Source organism: Beijerinckia sp. 28-YEA-48 (assembly GCF_900104955.1).
Lineage (GTDB): Bacteria > Pseudomonadota > Alphaproteobacteria > Rhizobiales > Beijerinckiaceae > Terripilifer.
In genome coordinates this window covers 2600522-2615756 of sequence record NZ_FNSI01000001.1, presented here as the reverse complement: position 1 = coordinate 2615756, position 15235 = coordinate 2600522, and the positions used below count along the sequence as shown (strand labels likewise).

At 61.8% G+C, this 15235-nt stretch carries 13 protein-coding genes; 4 read left to right on the top strand and 9 right to left on the bottom strand.

Going from position 1 to position 15235, the window contains the following annotated elements; all coding sequences use genetic code 11:
• Positions 1-34: 34 nt before the first annotated feature.
• Entirely contained in the window at positions 35-871 is an 837-nt protein-coding gene (locus BLW50_RS12315; RefSeq protein ID WP_090702473.1) for a helix-turn-helix transcriptional regulator, read from the bottom strand.
• An 85-nt stretch (positions 872-956) separates the two neighbouring features.
• Here BLW50_RS12315 and BLW50_RS12310 point away from each other — a divergent pair, with 85 nt between their 5' ends.
• Positions 957-1733, top strand: coding sequence for a class I SAM-dependent methyltransferase (locus BLW50_RS12310; protein ID WP_090702471.1), 777 nt, complete (start codon positions 957-959; stop codon positions 1731-1733).
• A gap of 181 nt (positions 1734-1914) precedes the next feature.
• On the opposite strand, the gene BLW50_RS12305 is transcribed toward BLW50_RS12310, so the two are convergent.
• Positions 1915-2796 (bottom strand): NAD(P)-dependent oxidoreductase, encoded by an 882-nt coding sequence (locus tag BLW50_RS12305; protein WP_090702468.1) that lies wholly within the window; start codon positions 2794-2796, stop codon positions 1915-1917.
• 441 nt (positions 2797-3237) lie between these two features.
• Here BLW50_RS12305 and BLW50_RS12300 point away from each other — a divergent pair, with 441 nt between their 5' ends.
• Complete coding sequence (locus BLW50_RS12300; RefSeq protein WP_090709050.1) at positions 3238-4326, top strand: TRAP transporter substrate-binding protein; 1089 nt, start codon at positions 3238-3240, stop codon at positions 4324-4326.
• Positions 4327-4419: 93 nt separating this feature from the next.
• On the opposite strand, the gene BLW50_RS12295 is transcribed toward BLW50_RS12300, so the two are convergent.
• The 6 genes from BLW50_RS12295 to BLW50_RS12270 form a co-directional block, all read right to left on the bottom strand.
• Positions 4420-5820 (bottom strand): TRAP transporter large permease, encoded by a 1401-nt coding sequence (locus BLW50_RS12295; RefSeq protein ID WP_090702465.1) that lies wholly within the window; start codon positions 5818-5820, stop codon positions 4420-4422.
• 39 nt (positions 5821-5859) lie between these two features.
• The gene (locus BLW50_RS12290; protein WP_090702462.1) at positions 5860-6399 is read right to left on the bottom strand and encodes a TRAP transporter small permease subunit; all 540 of its coding nucleotides are present in this window, start codon (positions 6397-6399) and stop codon (positions 5860-5862) included.
• Positions 6400-6627: 228 nt separating this feature from the next.
• Positions 6628-7473 carry a DMT family transporter gene (locus tag BLW50_RS12285; RefSeq protein WP_090702459.1) on the bottom strand — a complete coding sequence of 282 codons (846 nt, stop codon included), beginning with the start codon at positions 7471-7473 and terminating at the stop codon, positions 6628-6630.
• 26 nt (positions 7474-7499) lie between these two features.
• Positions 7500-8561 (bottom strand): GTP 3',8-cyclase MoaA, encoded by a 1062-nt coding sequence (gene moaA, locus BLW50_RS12280; RefSeq protein ID WP_090709046.1) that lies wholly within the window; start codon positions 8559-8561, stop codon positions 7500-7502.
• Positions 8562-8693: 132 nt separating this feature from the next.
• Positions 8694-9284: a L,D-transpeptidase gene (locus tag BLW50_RS12275; RefSeq protein WP_090702455.1), complete on the bottom strand. Its 591-nt coding sequence runs from the start codon at positions 9282-9284 to the stop codon at positions 8694-8696.
• A 236-nt stretch (positions 9285-9520) separates the two neighbouring features.
• The gene (locus BLW50_RS12270; RefSeq protein ID WP_244544223.1) at positions 9521-10756 is read right to left on the bottom strand and encodes a YeeE/YedE family protein; all 1236 of its coding nucleotides are present in this window, start codon (positions 10754-10756) and stop codon (positions 9521-9523) included.
• Positions 10757-11016: 260 nt separating this feature from the next.
• On the opposite strand from BLW50_RS12270, the gene BLW50_RS12265 reads away from it, so the two are divergent.
• Positions 11017-12786, top strand: a complete 1770-nt coding sequence (locus BLW50_RS12265) for an NAD+ synthase (protein ID WP_090709042.1) — start codon at positions 11017-11019, stop codon at positions 12784-12786.
• Between the two features lie 4 nt (positions 12787-12790).
• Here BLW50_RS12265 and BLW50_RS12260 read toward each other — a convergent pair whose 3' ends face one another.
• Positions 12791-14032 carry a mechanosensitive ion channel family protein gene (locus BLW50_RS12260; protein WP_090702452.1) on the bottom strand — a complete coding sequence of 414 codons (1242 nt, stop codon included), beginning with the start codon at positions 14030-14032 and terminating at the stop codon, positions 12791-12793.
• A gap of 229 nt (positions 14033-14261) precedes the next feature.
• Here BLW50_RS12260 and BLW50_RS12255 point away from each other — a divergent pair, with 229 nt between their 5' ends.
• Complete coding sequence (locus BLW50_RS12255; RefSeq protein ID WP_090702449.1) at positions 14262-15161, top strand: TauD/TfdA dioxygenase family protein; 900 nt, start codon at positions 14262-14264, stop codon at positions 15159-15161.
• The last annotated feature ends 74 nt before the right edge of the window (positions 15162-15235 follow it).

The following is a 15235-nucleotide window of genomic DNA, read 5'->3' as shown; positions in this document are numbered from 1 at the left end:
AACAGCGTTCCAGAGGATTTAGAGCGCGACGGGCTTAACGCCCGTCGCGTTTGCTTTTTGTTTGGCCCTTGCCGTGTGCGCCACGCTTTGTCGCGCCGCTTTCCGCTGCGACGGGGACCAGCACGACCAGTTTGTAGTCCGGCCGTTCGGCAGGCGTGAACGTGTGTTGCGCATAACAGAGGGCACCATCTTGCGGATGGTCGAAATCGCGCAAGCCGCCGGCGCGATGCTGCACGTCCTGTTCGGCCCAAGCGCGCGCGAACAAGGGATTGTCGCGGCGTAGCGTATCGACCAGGCTCTTGACGCGGGCGTCGCGAAAGGTGTGGCCATAATCGGCGCGGAATTCCGCCAGCAGACGGCGCGCCCGATCTTCCCATTCAGGGATCAGTTGGCGCGCTGACTCTTCGAGGAAGATGTAGCGCAGCAGATTGCGCTGATGATCGCCGTCGAGCCAGCCAAGGAACAACCGCGCCGCGGCAGGGTTCCAGCAGCAGGCGTTCCACAGCCGGTCGAGGCCATAGGCGGGATGCGCCAGATCGTTGACGATGGCGAGCAGGGAGGCGGGCGCATCGGCTTCCGGCTCGGCCGGTGCCTGCGGGTCGAGCCGGCCGGCGAGTTCGAACAGATAGGCACGCTCGGCTTGCGACAGCGACAAAGCTTTGGCCAGGCGGCCAAGCGCATCGGGCGAAGCTTGCACCGGGCGACCCTGTTCCAGCCAGGCGCACCAGGTGGCGCTCATGCCAGCTTCCGCCGCCAGTTCCTCGCGGCGCAGGCCAGGCGTGCGCCGGCGGCCCGGCAGGCTGGGTCGCAGCCGCTCGCGATGGGTGCGAATGAAGGCGCCGAGAAGCCGGCGTTGATCTGTATCGAGCATGGGAGCAGTTATACTAGGATAACTATCTAGATTGTAACAGTTTAAATTTGGGTCATTCTGCCTGCAAGGATGAAGGAGCGGCGCGATGAACCAGACAGCGAATAAAGTGCATGAGAAAGTCGTCGAGGCCCAGTTCGGGCCCCGGGCCAAGGCCTATGTGGAAAGCGTCGTCCACGCCAAGGGCGAGGATCTCCAGGCGGTAGAGGCGAGCGCCCGCGCGCATCGCCCAGCGCGCGCGCTTGATCTGGGCTGTGGCGGCGGCCATGTCGCCTATGCGATGGCGCGTCACGCCGGCTCGGTCGTCGCCAGCGATCTGTCGCGTGACATGCTGGCGGCGGTTGCAGCCACCGCGCGCGACCGGAAACTGACGAATATCGAAACCGTCGAAGCGCCGGCCGAACGCCTGCCGTTCGAGGATGGTTCGTTCGATTTCCTCGGCTGCCGCTATTCAGCTCATCACTGGCGCGATTTCGAAGGCGGTTTGCGCGAGGCGCGGCGCGTGTTGAAGCGCCAGGCGCCGGCTATCTTCATCGATGCCTATGCGCCGGGGCAGGCCCTGTTCGACACGCATCTGCAGGCGATCGAGCTGTTGCGCGATACCTCGCATGTGCGCGACTACACGGCGGCGCAATGGTTCTCAGGGTTGGGTCGTGCCGGTTTCGCCGTGCAGGGCAGCCGCACCTGGCGGCTGCGGATGGATTTTCCGACGTGGACAGCGCGTATGCGCACGCCACCGGACAATATCCGCGCCATCCATGTGCTGCAGGAGGCGGCTTCCGCCGAAACGCGTGCGCATTTCGGCATCGAAGCCAATGGCTCCTTCATGCTTGACGTGCTGATGGTGGAAGCGACGGCCGAATAACGCGTTGGCATTTCGCAGAACGCTTACCGTCATTGCGAGAAGCGCAGCGACGAAGCAATCCAGGGGCAAACGGTAGGACGTTAGGAAATGTCTGCGCGCGGGCATTTTACGTCTATGATCTACACCTTGACTCTTGGATTGCTTCGCTTCGCTCGCAATGACGGGAAGGTGGTCGAGCGCCTTACTTCTTGTTGAGGCGCGCGACCAGGCTCGACGTATCCCAGCGGCTGCCGCCCATGGCCTGCACGTCGGAATAGAACTGATCGACCAAGGCCGTGACCGGCAGATGCGCGCCATTGTTGCGCGCTTCATTCAGGCAGATCGACAGATCCTTGCGCATCCAATCGACCGCGAAGCCGAAGTCGAACTTATTGTCGATCATCGTCTTGTAACGGTTCTCCATCTGCCAGGATTGCGCCGCGCCCTTCGAGATCACGTCGATCACGGCGCCAGCATCCAGGCCGGCCTTTTGCGCGAAGGCAATGCCCTCGGCCAGGCCTTGCACGAGGCCGGCGATGCAGATCTGGTTGACCATTTTGGTGAGCTGGCCGGCGCCCGGGCCACCCATGCGCCGACAGGCGCGCGCGAACGCCATGATGTGCGGTTCGGCGCGTTCGTAATCCGCTTCGTCGCCACCGCACATGACGGTGAGGACGCCGTTTTCCGCGCCAGCCTGGCCGCCCGAGACGGGTGCATCGATAAAGCCGATGCCGAGTTCCTGCGCCTTGGCATGCAGCTCGCGCGCCACATCGGCCGAGGCCGTGGTGTGATCGACGAACACCGCGCCTTTTTTCATTCCGGCGAAAGCGCCCTGCGGGCCGAGGGTGACGGAGCGCAGGTCCTCGTCATTGCCGACGCAGGCGAACACGATGTCCTGGCCGCGGGCGGCCTCCGCCGGGGTCGGTTCGGCCTTGCCGTCGAACTCGCTGGCCCATTTCAGCGCCTTGGTGGCGGTGCGATTGTAGACGGTGACGGTGTGGCCGCCCTTGCGCTTGAGATGACCGGCCATCGGGTAACCCATGACGCCCAGTCCGAGGAAAGCCACATTCAAACGCGCTTGCATACGCCGTCTCCTCATTGCCGACCCGCTCGCCGGGTCCATGGCCGCTGTCGATTCCCCAATCGGATTCGGAAACCTCATTCGAAAGTCTAATACAGACGGGCAGCAGCCGGTACGGTAGAACCCGATAGTCGAAGCAGCCTCATTCAACAAGCGCGGGAACGACCAAACGGGGGCGAAAATCCAGCATCCACAGGGCTGAAACCAGCAGGTGTTGTGAAACACCAAGTGTTGGTGACGGGCCTGAATCGTTCAAATATAGTCCCGGCCCTGAGCGAAATTGCGTTTCGACAGAAACGCCATTTCGCCTAGGATTTTGGTTCGGACGCGTCTTTGTGGCGTTTGACTTCGTCAAACTGCAAAACGCTACCACGGCCGGTCAGGAGCGGAGGCAATTGCGATCCGCCGGCTCTACTATTGTCGCGAAGGGAGAAGTGCATGAGCATGAAACGCCGTCAGTTCATCAAGGCCGCCGGTCTTGGCGCCGCAGGCGCAGCTGTTGCCGCTCCGGCGATCGCGCAGAGCGCGCCGGAAATCAAATGGCGACTGACATCGAGCTTTCCCAAGTCCCTGGACACCATTTATGGGGCGGCCGAGACCTTCTCCAAGGCAGTGGCTGAAGCGACTGACAACAAGTTCCAGATCCAATGCTTCGCCGGCGGTGAAATCGTCCCGGCTCTCCAGGCGCTTGATGCGGTGCAGAACAACACCGTCGAGATGTGCCACACCTGCATGTATTACTATTGGGGCAAGGATCCGACCTTCGCCTTCGGCACGGCTGTGCCTTTCGGTCTCAATTCGCGCCAGCTCGATGCCTGGTTCTACTATGGCGGCGGCAACGAACTGATCAACGAGTTCCTCAAGGACTATAACGGCGTCGGTTTCCCCGGCGGCAACACCGGCACGCAGATGGGTGGCTGGTTCCGCAAGGAGATCAAGTCGGTCAAGGATCTCGATGGTCTCAAGATGCGCATCGGCGGCTTTGCCGGCGCGGTGCTGACCAAGCTCGGCGTGGTGCCGCAGGTCATCGCCGGCGGCGATATCTATCCGGCGCTGGAAAAGGGCACGATCGATGCGGCCGAATGGGTCGGCCCCTACGATGATGAAAAGCTCGGCTTCCAGAAAGTCGCGCCGTTCTATCATTTCCCCGGTTGGTGGGAAGGCGGCGCGGCGCTGCATTTCATCATCAACGACAAGAAGCTCGCCGAACTGCCCAAGAGCTATCAGTCGATCGTCAAGACGGCGGCTCAGGCAGCTAACAAGGATTGCCAAGCGAAGTATGACGCTGTCAATCCGGGCGCGCTGAAGCGTCTTGTTGCGGCTGGTACGCAGCTCAAGCCGTTCCCGCAGGACATGATGGAAGCCTGCTACAAGGCCGCCAACGAAGTCTATGCGGATCAGTCCGCCAAGAATCCGAAGTTCAAGAAGATGCACGATGCCTATATGGCATTCCGCAACGACGAATATCTGTGGTGGCAGGTTGCCGAATATAACTTCGACAACTTCATGATCCGCGCCCGCGCTCGCGGCTGATCGGATCCACCCTTGCAAAAAAGAAATCCCCGGCCTTGGCCGGGGATTTTTTATGTCGACCCGTCATTGCAATGACGGGTTGGGTTCAAGGCTTCAAAACTTGAGCGGCGGCGGCGCGTCGTTCATCGGCACTTCGATCTTGACCGAATTTGGATCGACCTTCGGTCCGTGATCGAGCCAATAGGTGACTGATTCCGGCCAGGCGATGACGACGATCACGAGGATGAGCTGCATTGCCACCCAAGGCAGCGCGCCCCAATAGATATCGGAGCTCTTCACCTGCGGCGGCGCGATGCCGCGCAGATAGAACAGAGCGAAGCCGAACGGTGGATGCATGAACGACGTCTGCATGTTTACGCAGAGCAGCACGCCAAACCAGATGAGATCGATGCCGAGCTTTGCCGCGACCGGCGCCAAGAGCGGAATGACGATGAAGGCGATCTCGAAAAAGTCGAGGAAGAACGCCAGGAAGAAGATGAAAATGTTGACGAAGATCAGGAAGCCGACCTGACCGCCAGGCAGGCCCGTCAGCATGTGCTCGATCCAACGTCCGCCATCCATGCCCTGGAAGACCAGGCTGAACACGGTCGAGCCGATCAGGATGAACACCACCATGGAGGTCAGCGTCATGGTCGAGGCCATGGCCTGACGCACCAAAGTCCAGGTCAGGCGCCGGTGCATGGCGGCCAGCACCAGCGCGCCGATGGCGCCGAGCGCGCCGGCTTCGGTTGGCGTCGCCAGGCCCATGAAGATCGTGCCGAGCACCAGGAAGATCAGGACGATCGAGGGAATCATGCCCCACAGCACGCGGCGCAACAGCTTCCAGCCGAACGGCTGGCGCGCTTCCGGCGGGATCGGCGGCATGGCATTGGGGCGCAGGATCGCCAGTGCCAGAATATAGAGGAGGAAGATCGACACCTGCAGGATCGAGGGGCCGATGGCGCCCAGATACATGTCGCCGACCGATTTGCCGAGCTGGTCGGCCAGCACCACCAGCACCAGGGAGGGTGGTATGAGCTGGGTGATCGTCCCGGACGCCGCGATGACGCCCGTGGTTAGCTTCATATCGTAGCCATAGCGCATCATCACCGGCAGCGAGATCACGCCCATGGCGATGACGGAGGCGGCGACCGTGCCGGTGATCGCGCCCAGGATCGCGCCGACGAGAATGACCGCGACAGCGAGGCCGCCGGGCATCGGGCCAAAGAGCTGGCCGGTGCCTTCAAGCAGATCCTCGGCAAGGCCGCAGCGTTCGAGCAACGCGCCCATGAAGGTGAAGAATGGAATGGCCAACAGCAGTTCGTTGCTGATGATGCCATAGACGCGCAACGGCAGCGCTTGCAGGAAACTGGCATCGAAATGGCCGGTGAGAATGCCGATGAGGCCAAAGAACATGCCGACCGCGCCGAGCGAGAAGGCGACGGGAAAGCCGATGACCATGAAACAGATCATTCCGGCGAACATCAGTGGCGGCATGACGCCGTGAGAAAACATGTGCTAGCCCCTCAGCCCGTACCCTCTATGGAAACCCTTTTATTGCAGGGGTTTCTCGTATTTCGTTTCAAGTTCGATTAAGCCCATCAGGGCGGCGCAGCGCTTGATCAGCTCCGAAACGCCTTGCAACGACAAAAGGAAGAAGCCAAGCGGCAGCAGCAGTTTCGCCGGCCAAAGCGTGAGGCCGCCGGCATTTTGCGACAGTTCCCCATTGGCGAAGGAGCGCAGGAAAACCGGAAGGCTGAGATAGATGAGAAAGATCATCACCGGCAGCATGAAACAGAGGAAGCCGACAGCATCGATGATCAGGCGGCCGCGTTCCGACAGATTGGCGTAGAGCACGTCGACGCGCACATGTTCGTTGCGCTTGAGCGTATAGGAGGCGCCGAGCAGGACGATGGCGCCAAACAGATACCATTGGATTTCGAGGAAGGCGTTCGAGCTATAGCTGAACGTGTAGCGCATGAGCGCATTGCCGCCGCTGATGAAACAAACGATGAGGACAAGATAATCGCAGAGGTAACCGACCCGCTCGTTGAGTGCGTCAATGCCGCGACTCAGTCGTAATAAGAACTGCATGAATCCCCCTGCCGCCCCCACGGCTAATGCTTAAAACCCTTCTCATAGCGTTTCACAGCTCGACGGAATCGTCGAGCGCCATGAAGACGCGTCCACATAAGAGGACCTAAGCAAAATCACGTTTCTACCGAAACGCGATTTGCTCTAGCACCGTGTTTTGTAATCCGCCACCAAAGGCATTTCCGGCGGGCGTTTGGCCATTGGTCTTTTGTCTTATGTGGACAGCGCCTATCGCCTGATGGTGTAGAGACCCGCCAAAACCACGATGACAATGCCGGCCAGGGCGATGGCGTCGGGCACGAAACCCCACACCATCCAGCCAAAGAAAATGGCAAAGGCCACGCCCATGTAGCGGAAGGGCGATACGATAGAGACGGGGGCGCTGCGATAGGCGACGATGACGGCGTAATTGCCGATTGCCAAGGCAAGGGCGGCGCCGCCCAGGATCAGCACCTCGCGTTGGCCGACCGGATGCCAGGTCTCGACGGAGGACAACAGACCGCCCGCCAGCGTGCTGCCGAGCGTTGCTGAAAATGTAATCAGGATGGCGGGCAGGGTGCGCGGGATGCGCGCCGTGGACAGATCGCGCCCAGCCACGCATAGGCTGGCGATGAGGGCGAGCGTCATCGCCGGTTCAAAGCCGCTCGGCGTCGGCTTGATGATCAGGGCGACACCGGCAAAGCCGATGAGGATGGCGATCCAACGGCCCAGGCTCACCCGTTCGCCCCAGATGAAGGCGGCAAAGGCGGTCATGACGATGGGGGCGGCCTGCAGGACGCTGAAGACATTGGCGAGGGGCAGGCGGCTCAGCGCGCTCACATAGGCGACGATCATCGACATTTCGAAGAAGACACGCAGCAGCACGAGCGGGTGGAGCAGGCCGCCGGCGTGGCGCCACATGCGCGCGCTGATGGCGACGGCGCTCATCAATGTCAGGGCGATCAGGCCGCGCAGCGCGATGATCTGCGAGGCTGGCAACGTCTCCGTCGCCAGTTTCATCAAGCCATCGGTTGTCGTGAAACAGGCAACCGCCGCGCACATGGCGACGATGCCTTTACGATTGCCCTCGCCCATATCCCCCCGGGCTTTTTAACGCTGCGTCAGCCGCCCGTGACGCTCATATGCCGGCCGACAGCCGGTTGCCGGGTGGTACGGTCGATGATGAAATCGTGGCCCTTGGGCTTGCGCAGAATGGCGCGATCGATGGCGGCGTTCAGAAGGTCGTTGGATTCCGAGGCGCGCAACGGGCTGCGTAGATCGGCGGCGTCTTCTTGGCCCAGGCACATATAGAGCGTGCCGGTGCAGGTGAGGCGGACGCGATTGCAGCTTTCGCAGAAATTGTGAGTCAGCGGCGTGATGAAGCCGATGCGCCCGCCGGTCTCCTGCGCCGTGACATAGCGTGCCGGGCCGCCGGTCTGGTAGCTGCTGTCTTGCAGGGTGAAATGGTCCATCAGATCGGCGCGCACTTTGCTCAGCGGCAGATATTGGTCGGCGCGCTGGCCTTCGATCTCGCCGAGCGGCATCACTTCGATGAAGGTGATGTCGATACCGCGGCCATGGGCCCAGCGGATCATCGGCACGAATTCGTCTTCGTTGACGCCAGCCAGCGCCACCGCGTTGAGCTTTATCTGCAGGCCGGCGGCTTGGGCCGCATCGATGCCTTCAAGCACTTTCTTGAGGTCGCCCCAGCGGGTGATGCGGCGGAATTTGTCGGCATCGAGCGTGTCGAGCGAAACATTGATCCGGCGCACGCCACAGGCGGCGAGTTCCTTGGCATAGCGGGCGAGCTGCGAGCCGTTGGTGGTGACGGTGATCTCGTCGAGCGCGCCGCTGCCGAGATGGCGCGACAGCGATTGGAATAGGGTCATGATGCCCCGCCGCACCAGAGGCTCGCCGCCGGTGATGCGAATCCGGCGCGTGCCCTTGTCGACAAAGGCCGTGCACAGCCGGTCGAGTTCCTCGAGCGTCAGCAGGTCGCGCTTGGGCAGGAAGGTCATGTCTTCCGACATGCAATAGACGCAGCGGAAATCGCAGCGGTCGGTCACCGACACGCGGATATAGGTCACCGCCCGCCCGAACGGATCGATCAGGGCAGGGGGGGCCTTCGCTTTGGCCGCCAGCTGTGGCTTGGCAGCGATTGCTAGGTCTGCGTCGTGCGCCATGTCCTTCATATATAGAGCGTTAGTCCAATTCGGAAGGGCGACGAAGGTCGTGTTTGGATAACGGTCTGTCAAACAGCAAAAAAGCCAGGTTACCCCGGCTTTTCAGTCTATTTTTTAGAGGGCTATATCCAGTTAGCGCACAACAACGACCCGGGTGCCGACTCGCACCCGCTCGTAGAGGTCGACGACGTCCTCGTTGGTCATGCGAATGCAGCCCGAGGAAACGGCCTGGCCGATCGTGTTCGGCTCGTTCGAGCCGTGGATGCGATAGAGCGACGAGCCCAGATACATGGCGCGGGCGCCGAGCGGATTGTCGATGCCGCCCTTCATGTGGCGGGGCAGATCGGGGCGACGCTTCAGCATCTGCGACGGCGGCGTCCAATCCGGCCACTCGCGCTTCTGCGAGACGACCTTGGTGCCACCCCATTCGAAGCCGGGACGGCCGACGCCGACGCCGTAGCGCATCGCCTGGCCATTCGGCATGACGTAATAGAGCCGGCGCTCCTTGGTCGAGATCAGAATGGTGCCGGGGGCATATTGGCCGGTAAAGGAGACGACTTCACGCGGGATGGCGCTGACTTGCGGCCGGTCGCCGCCGGACGGGCCGGGATTGAAAATCTGCGAGAAGAACGAAGCGTGGGTTTCCTGAGCTTGGACGGCGCCAGGAGCAAAAAGCGCCGCGCTCAGAATTGTAGCAGCGACAGCGGAAAAAATTTTCGTCATTTAGACATTCCCTCAGTGCAAGTCGCATCTAGGTGGTCGCGTCAATGCCAGCCGGCGGAGACCGCCAATTGGCGAAAGCCCGAAGAGTTGCGGCGCAACTGTGAATCGCCGTAATCGCGCCCCATTCTCGCCTACCTTGGCGGTGACGCAATAAATTTTCCGTTCACAAGTGTTTGACAGCAGCAGGAGAAGCTTGCCGTGGCTCCCTAGCAACACCTGTCGTGACAGGAATGATTTCAGCAGGATGCGGCGGGCGCGGTACGCTCAACGGCCATACCGAAGCTGGGACGCAGCCATGTTCCCAGCCAATTGCCGGCCAAAGCGAAGACGATCCAGGCCCAACCGTGCAGGCTGCCCGAGGCGATGCCGCCGAAATAAGCGCCAATGTTGCAGCCATAGGCGATGCGCGCGCCATAGCCCATCAGCAGGCCACCGATGATGCTGGCGGCGATCTGCCTAATCGGAATGCGCAACGTCGGGCGAAACTCACCGGAAAGGCCGGCGGCGGCCGCCGCCCCCAGCATCAGGCCGATGTCCATCACCGAGGTCGCGTCGCCGAGCACGCCGGCGGCGAGCCAGTCGCGATAGAATGGATCGGACCAGGACGGCCATTGTGCCACGTCGATGCCAAGCGCCTGTAAAGCGGTGGCGCCCCAGAGCGGGAAGGCGGCGGTTATGCCCCAGGGCCGCCCGGCGAGCAGTAAAGTGGCGAAGTTCAGCACCGCCAGGGCCACGCCGCCGGCCAGCATCGGCCAGTGCCGGGCCAGAAAGGGCCGCTGTGTTTCCGACGCGCGCCAGCCACTGATCGGCTGGACCTTGCCGTGCCGGCGTAATTCCAACGCACGGCTGGCGAAGTAGATGGCGGCGAAGACCGCCAGATTGAGCGCCAGGGCCGGTACCCAGCCCAACAGATTGACCAGTGACAGCGCCGGTAGGCTCGCCTGGCTTTCCCACCATGGCAGATGCGCGAAGCCCAGCATCGAGCCGACGATGAAGAAGATCAGGGTCAGCAGCATGCGGGCATTGCCGCCGCCGGTGGGGAACAAAGTGCCTGAGCCGCAGCCGCCGCCCAATTGCATGCCGATGCCGAACATGAAGGAACCCAGCACGACACCGGGGCCAATGCCGAAAACGAAACCGCCCACCGGCTGGCCGAAAACCGTTCCCGCTGCCAGCGCCGGGAAAAACAACAGGCAGGCGAGGGCGAACATCAGCATCTGCGCCCGGATGCCGGCGCTGCGCCGGTCGGAGATCATCACCCGGAAAGCGGCGGTGAAGCCGAAGGAGGCATAGTAAAGCGCCAAGCCGAGCAGAATGCCGGTGAGATAGAGCAGCGCCATGCGGGCGCCCTGGCCAAGCGCCAGATGCAGCCCCAACGCTGCCGCCAGCACCACGGCGCCGCCGACCACCACGGTCTGCGCCGGCGGCGCGGCGACGAGCGGTGGGCTGGGCTGTCTGGTGGCAAGCGTCACGGGCGTTGCTCCTCGATTGGCCGGGCAAAGGCGCCATAGAGCCCTATATCGTGATCGACAGGAAAAAAGCGAACCCGGAAAACGAACCTGCGTGTGGGTGATTATAGCGTTTTGCAGTTTGATGAGTTCATCAAACGCCACAAAGACGCGTCAAAACAAAGGTCCTAGGCAAAATCGCGTTTCTATCGAAACGCGATTTGCTCTTGGCGAAATGCGCCCGCCGCATTGCCGCTGCTGCGTCGGCGGGCTACATGCCGGATATGAGCGCAAAAGCTTCCTCCCGCCCCGCCGATCGCCCAACCGACCGTTTGGCGATCGCCCTGGCGCAGATCGATTGTATCGTTGGCGACGTCGGCGGCAATGCCGACCGCGTGCGCGAGGCCCGGACCAAGGCCCGCGCCCAGGGCGCCGACCTGGTGCTGTTCTCCGAACTCTATCTCGCCGGCTATACGCCCGAGGATCTGGTGCTGAAGCCGGCCTTTCAAGAGGCCTGCCGCGCCACCCTGGAGGATCTGGCGCGCGAGACCGCCGACGGCGGCCCGGCGGTGCTGATCGGTCTGCCCTGGGCCGAGAATGGCGGGCTCTACAACGCCTATGCACTGCTCGACGGCGGCCGTATCGAGGCGGTGCGCTTCAAGGTCGATCTGCCCAACTATGGCGTTTTCGACGAAAAGCGCGTCTTCACCCAGGGGCCGATGCCGGGACCGATCGTGTTTCGTGGCGTGCGCTTGGGCGTGCCGATCTGCGAGGACATCTGGGGCGCCGATATCGTCGAATGCCTGGTGGAAACCGGCGCTGAAATCCTGCTCTCGCCCAATGGCTCGCCCTATTGGCGCGGCAAGCAAGAGGAGCGCATGGGGATCGCGGTGGCGCGCGTCACCGAATCCGGCCTGCCGCTGCTCTATCTCAACCAGGTCGGCGGTCAGGACGAACTGGTGTTCGACGGCGGCTCCTTCGCGCTGAACGCCGATCGTTCACTGGCCTTCCAGATGCCGGCCTTCCGCGAGGATCTCACCGTGTCGATCTGGGAGCGTGGCCCAAAAGGCTGGCATTGCCTGCCGGGTGAGCGCGCGCTCGTGCCGGAAGGCGATGAGGCCGACTACACCGCCTGCGTGGTGGGCCTGCGCGACTATGTGAACAAGAACCGCTTTCCCGGCGTCGTCATGGGCCTGTCGGGGGGCATCGATTCGGCGATCTGCGCCGCGCTCGCCGTCGATGCGCTGGGGCCTGAGCGCGTTCACTGCATCATGCTGCCCTATCGCTTCACCTCCAATGAGTCGCTGTCGGATGCGCAGGGCTGCGCCAGTGCGTTGGGCGTGCGCTACGACATTCTGCCGATCGCACCGGCGGTCGAAGGGCTTGAGAGCGTTTTGAAACCGCTGTTCCAAGGCAAGCCGCGCGACACGACTGAAGAAAACCTGCAGTCGCGCGCCCGTGGCACCTTGCTGATGTCGGTGTCGAACAAGTTCGGCTCGATGCTGGTGACCACCGGCAACAAGTCGGAAATGTCGGTTGGCTATGCCACCATCTATGGCGACATGAACGGCGGCTTTAATCCGATTAAGGATCTCTACAAGATGCAGGTGTTCCGCCTGTGTCACCTGCGCAACCGCTGGAAGCCGGAAGGCGCCATGGGGCCGGATGGCGAAGTCATCCCCAACAACATCATCGTTAAGCCGCCGACGGCTGAACTGCGCGAGAACCAGAAGGACCAGGACTCGCTGCCGGAATATGATGTGCTCGACGATGTGCTGGAATGCCTGGTCGAGAAGGAAATGCGGGTGTCCGACATCGTCGCGCGCGGTCACGATCTCGAAACGGTGAAGAAGGTCGAGCGCCTGCTCTACATCGCCGAATATAAGCGCCGCCAGTCAGCGCCGGGCGTGAAGGTGACGCGCAAGAACTTCGGCCGCGATCGCCGCTATCCGATCGTCAACCGCTTCCGCGATTCCGGCGCGCCTGCGCGCGCCCATGATCCCTCGATTGCGCCGCGCAAGCCGGTGGGCGTGTCGGAGCGGTTTGAGGAATAAGCGCTCACGACGGCTGGATTTTGATCTCGGCGCTTTTCAGCGCGTCCCAGATGAGGAACTGGATCGGCGAGCTGTAGCTGTCGATCCCGGCCACCCAATAAGTGACGGCGAAATTGACGTTGCCGCCGAAGTTGAGCAAGCGACAGGTCGGCGGCGCGGGCGCGTTCAGCACCTGTGGGTGCTGTTTGACGGCCGCTTCGACGATCGCCGGCACGCGGTGAATGTCGACATCATAGCCGATGGCGAATTTGATCTCGCAGCGGTGATGCAGATCGCTCTTTGTCCAGTTGATGAATTCGGAGGTGATGAACTTCTCGTTCGGCACCAGAATGTCGCGGCCATCGCTCGTGCGTAGCGTGCTCGAACGCATGTTCATTTCCTGGAGCACGCCGGCTCGATCGCCACCAAGGTCGACATAATCGCCGACCTTCATCGAGCGTTCGATCAAAAGGATGATGCCGGAGACGAAATTCGACGAAATCTGCTGCATGCCAAAGCCGAGGCCGACGCCGAGCGCGCCGCCGAAGACGGTGAGAGCCGTGAGATCAAGCCCGAGAACCTGCAGCAACAGGACGAAGATCAACAGGAACAGCGCGATCTGGAAGGCTTTCGCCAACAGTTCGCGCGTCGGAATATCGAAGGCTTCCTGCTTGCGGATGACCTTTTGGCCGGCATCGTTGGAGGCGCGGCCGAGCCAGAACAGAATGGCCGCGGCGAGCAGCGCCTTGGCCATTGTGTAAACCGATAGACGGATATTGCCGACCTCGAGCGAAATGGAATCGAGATAGCCGACGACGGCGCCGAGAACGCCGAACACATAGAGGGCGGCAATGGGAATGCCGATCCACCGCGCCAGTGAATTGATGATCGGATGGGTGATGAACCGATTGATCGCCGTATAGAGAACGCCGACCACCGCAAGGCCCTGGGCGATGCGCACCAGCCACGCCGCGCCGACCGCCGATTGCACCAGTTCGGCCGCGATGGCGAGCGCCAGAACCGTGAAGACGGGGAAGAGGAGATCACGGCAGGTGAACAGCCATTGCCGCAGCCGCAGCATCGGTCCGTCGTCTGGTGCCGACGAGAACAGGCCGGAGCGCGAGCGGACTTTCTGCGCGACGAAATAAGCGATCGCGAGGGCGACGATGATGGCGCCGATCTGCGCGTAAAATTGTGGGCTGACCAGCCATTGCAGGGCGGTCTGCAATGCCGTCGACGCTTGTTGGCGCAAGGTTTCGAAATTCATCGTGAAGTTCCCTCTTCAAATCGGGAGCAAAACCGGCTGGGTCGCTCTGCCGCAACCATTAGCGGTCCATGAGGCGTCGGTTCGGCCGTGTAAAAGTGGCGGTGCTCAAATCCATCGCTGTTTTAAAGTGATTCGTGGGACGAACACCACGCGTGTCCTGGCTGCCCACCTTCTCCGCTGATGCCATCGCGGATGATTTCATGCTAAAAGCGGATGGGGAGGATACGCTATGTCACAAGCACAGGTGCGCCCGTTTTCCACGGGCTTTGGCGCTGAGATTGTCGATCTCGATCTGTCGCAACCCTTGAACGAAAACACATTCGGCCTCTGGAGCCACGCCTTCGAGGAACATGGCGTCGTCATTCTGCGCGGCCAGACGTTCTCCGACGAGCAGCAGGTTGCCTTCAGCGCATGGTTTGGCCCGCTGGAGGATTTTCCCGATCCGAAGGATCAGGCCCATGGCTTCAAGACGGTGTTGCGCGTCTCCAATGTCGAAAAGCACACCGATCGCATCAAGCCGATCGACGATGCGGGCCATAAATCCTTCTGGCTTGGCACCAGCGATTGGCACACGGATTCATCCTTCCGTCCTGTGCTGAGCAAGGCGTCGCTGTTGTTCTCGCGCGAGATCCCCAAAGCCGGCGGCGACACCATGTTCGCCCACACCGGCAAGGCTTACGACGCTTTGCCCGCGGCGAAGCAAGCCGAGATCGACAATATTGTCGTCGTCCATGATTTCGAGGAGACACGTCGGCGCAACAATCTGCCATCGCGGCCGGAAGCGGTTCGTAAGGCCACGCCGCCCGTGCGCCAGCCGCTTGTGCGAAGGCTCGAGAATGGCCGAAAGGCTTTGCTGCTGGGCTCGCACATCGCCTATGTGGAAGGCATGGATGAGGCGAAGGGCAAGGCGCTGATTGCTGAGCTGACGGCTTTCACGACGCAACCGCAATTCACCTATCGCCATCAATGGCGGCTGGGCGACCTGGTGATGTGGGATAATCGCTGCACCATGCACCGGGCGATGGAATATGACATGCAGAACGAACGGCGCGTCCTGCACCGCACCACCGTGGCCGGTGACAAAGCCCTACTGGCGCAACCTTATGTCGCCGAAGCTTCGGTTGCCTGACCTTGCTCTCTTGAAACAATGCAGACCTTGAAACAAGCAGGTATCTTCAAACAAGAAGGGCCATCTTTCGATGG

What these genes read in the sequence shown, in the direction of transcription:
- BLW50_RS12315 (WP_090702473.1), bottom strand. Translation starts at nt 871, where the DNA reads ATGCTCGATACAGATCAACGCCGGCTTCTCGGCGCCTTCATTCGCACC.
- BLW50_RS12310 (WP_090702471.1), top strand. Translation starts at nt 957, where the DNA reads ATGAACCAGACAGCGAATAAAGTGCATGAGAAAGTCGTCGAGGCCCAG.
- BLW50_RS12305 (WP_090702468.1), bottom strand. Translation starts at nt 2,796, where the DNA reads ATGCAAGCGCGTTTGAATGTGGCTTTCCTCGGACTGGGCGTCATGGGT.
- BLW50_RS12300 (WP_090709050.1), top strand. Translation starts at nt 3,238, where the DNA reads ATGAAACGCCGTCAGTTCATCAAGGCCGCCGGTCTTGGCGCCGCAGGC.
- BLW50_RS12295 (WP_090702465.1), bottom strand. Translation starts at nt 5,820, where the DNA reads ATGTTTTCTCACGGCGTCATGCCGCCACTGATGTTCGCCGGAATGATC.
- BLW50_RS12290 (WP_090702462.1), bottom strand. Translation starts at nt 6,399, where the DNA reads ATGCAGTTCTTATTACGACTGAGTCGCGGCATTGACGCACTCAACGAG.
- BLW50_RS12285 (WP_090702459.1), bottom strand. Translation starts at nt 7,473, where the DNA reads ATGGGCGAGGGCAATCGTAAAGGCATCGTCGCCATGTGCGCGGCGGTT.
- moaA (WP_090709046.1), bottom strand. Translation starts at nt 8,561, where the DNA reads ATGGCGCACGACGCAGACCTAGCAATCGCTGCCAAGCCACAGCTGGCG.
- BLW50_RS12275 (WP_090702455.1), bottom strand. Translation starts at nt 9,284, where the DNA reads ATGACGAAAATTTTTTCCGCTGTCGCTGCTACAATTCTGAGCGCGGCG.
- BLW50_RS12265 (WP_090709042.1), top strand. Translation starts at nt 11,017, where the DNA reads ATGAGCGCAAAAGCTTCCTCCCGCCCCGCCGATCGCCCAACCGACCGT.
- BLW50_RS12260 (WP_090702452.1), bottom strand. Translation starts at nt 14,032, where the DNA reads ATGAATTTCGAAACCTTGCGCCAACAAGCGTCGACGGCATTGCAGACC.
- BLW50_RS12255 (WP_090702449.1), top strand. Translation starts at nt 14,262, where the DNA reads ATGTCACAAGCACAGGTGCGCCCGTTTTCCACGGGCTTTGGCGCTGAG.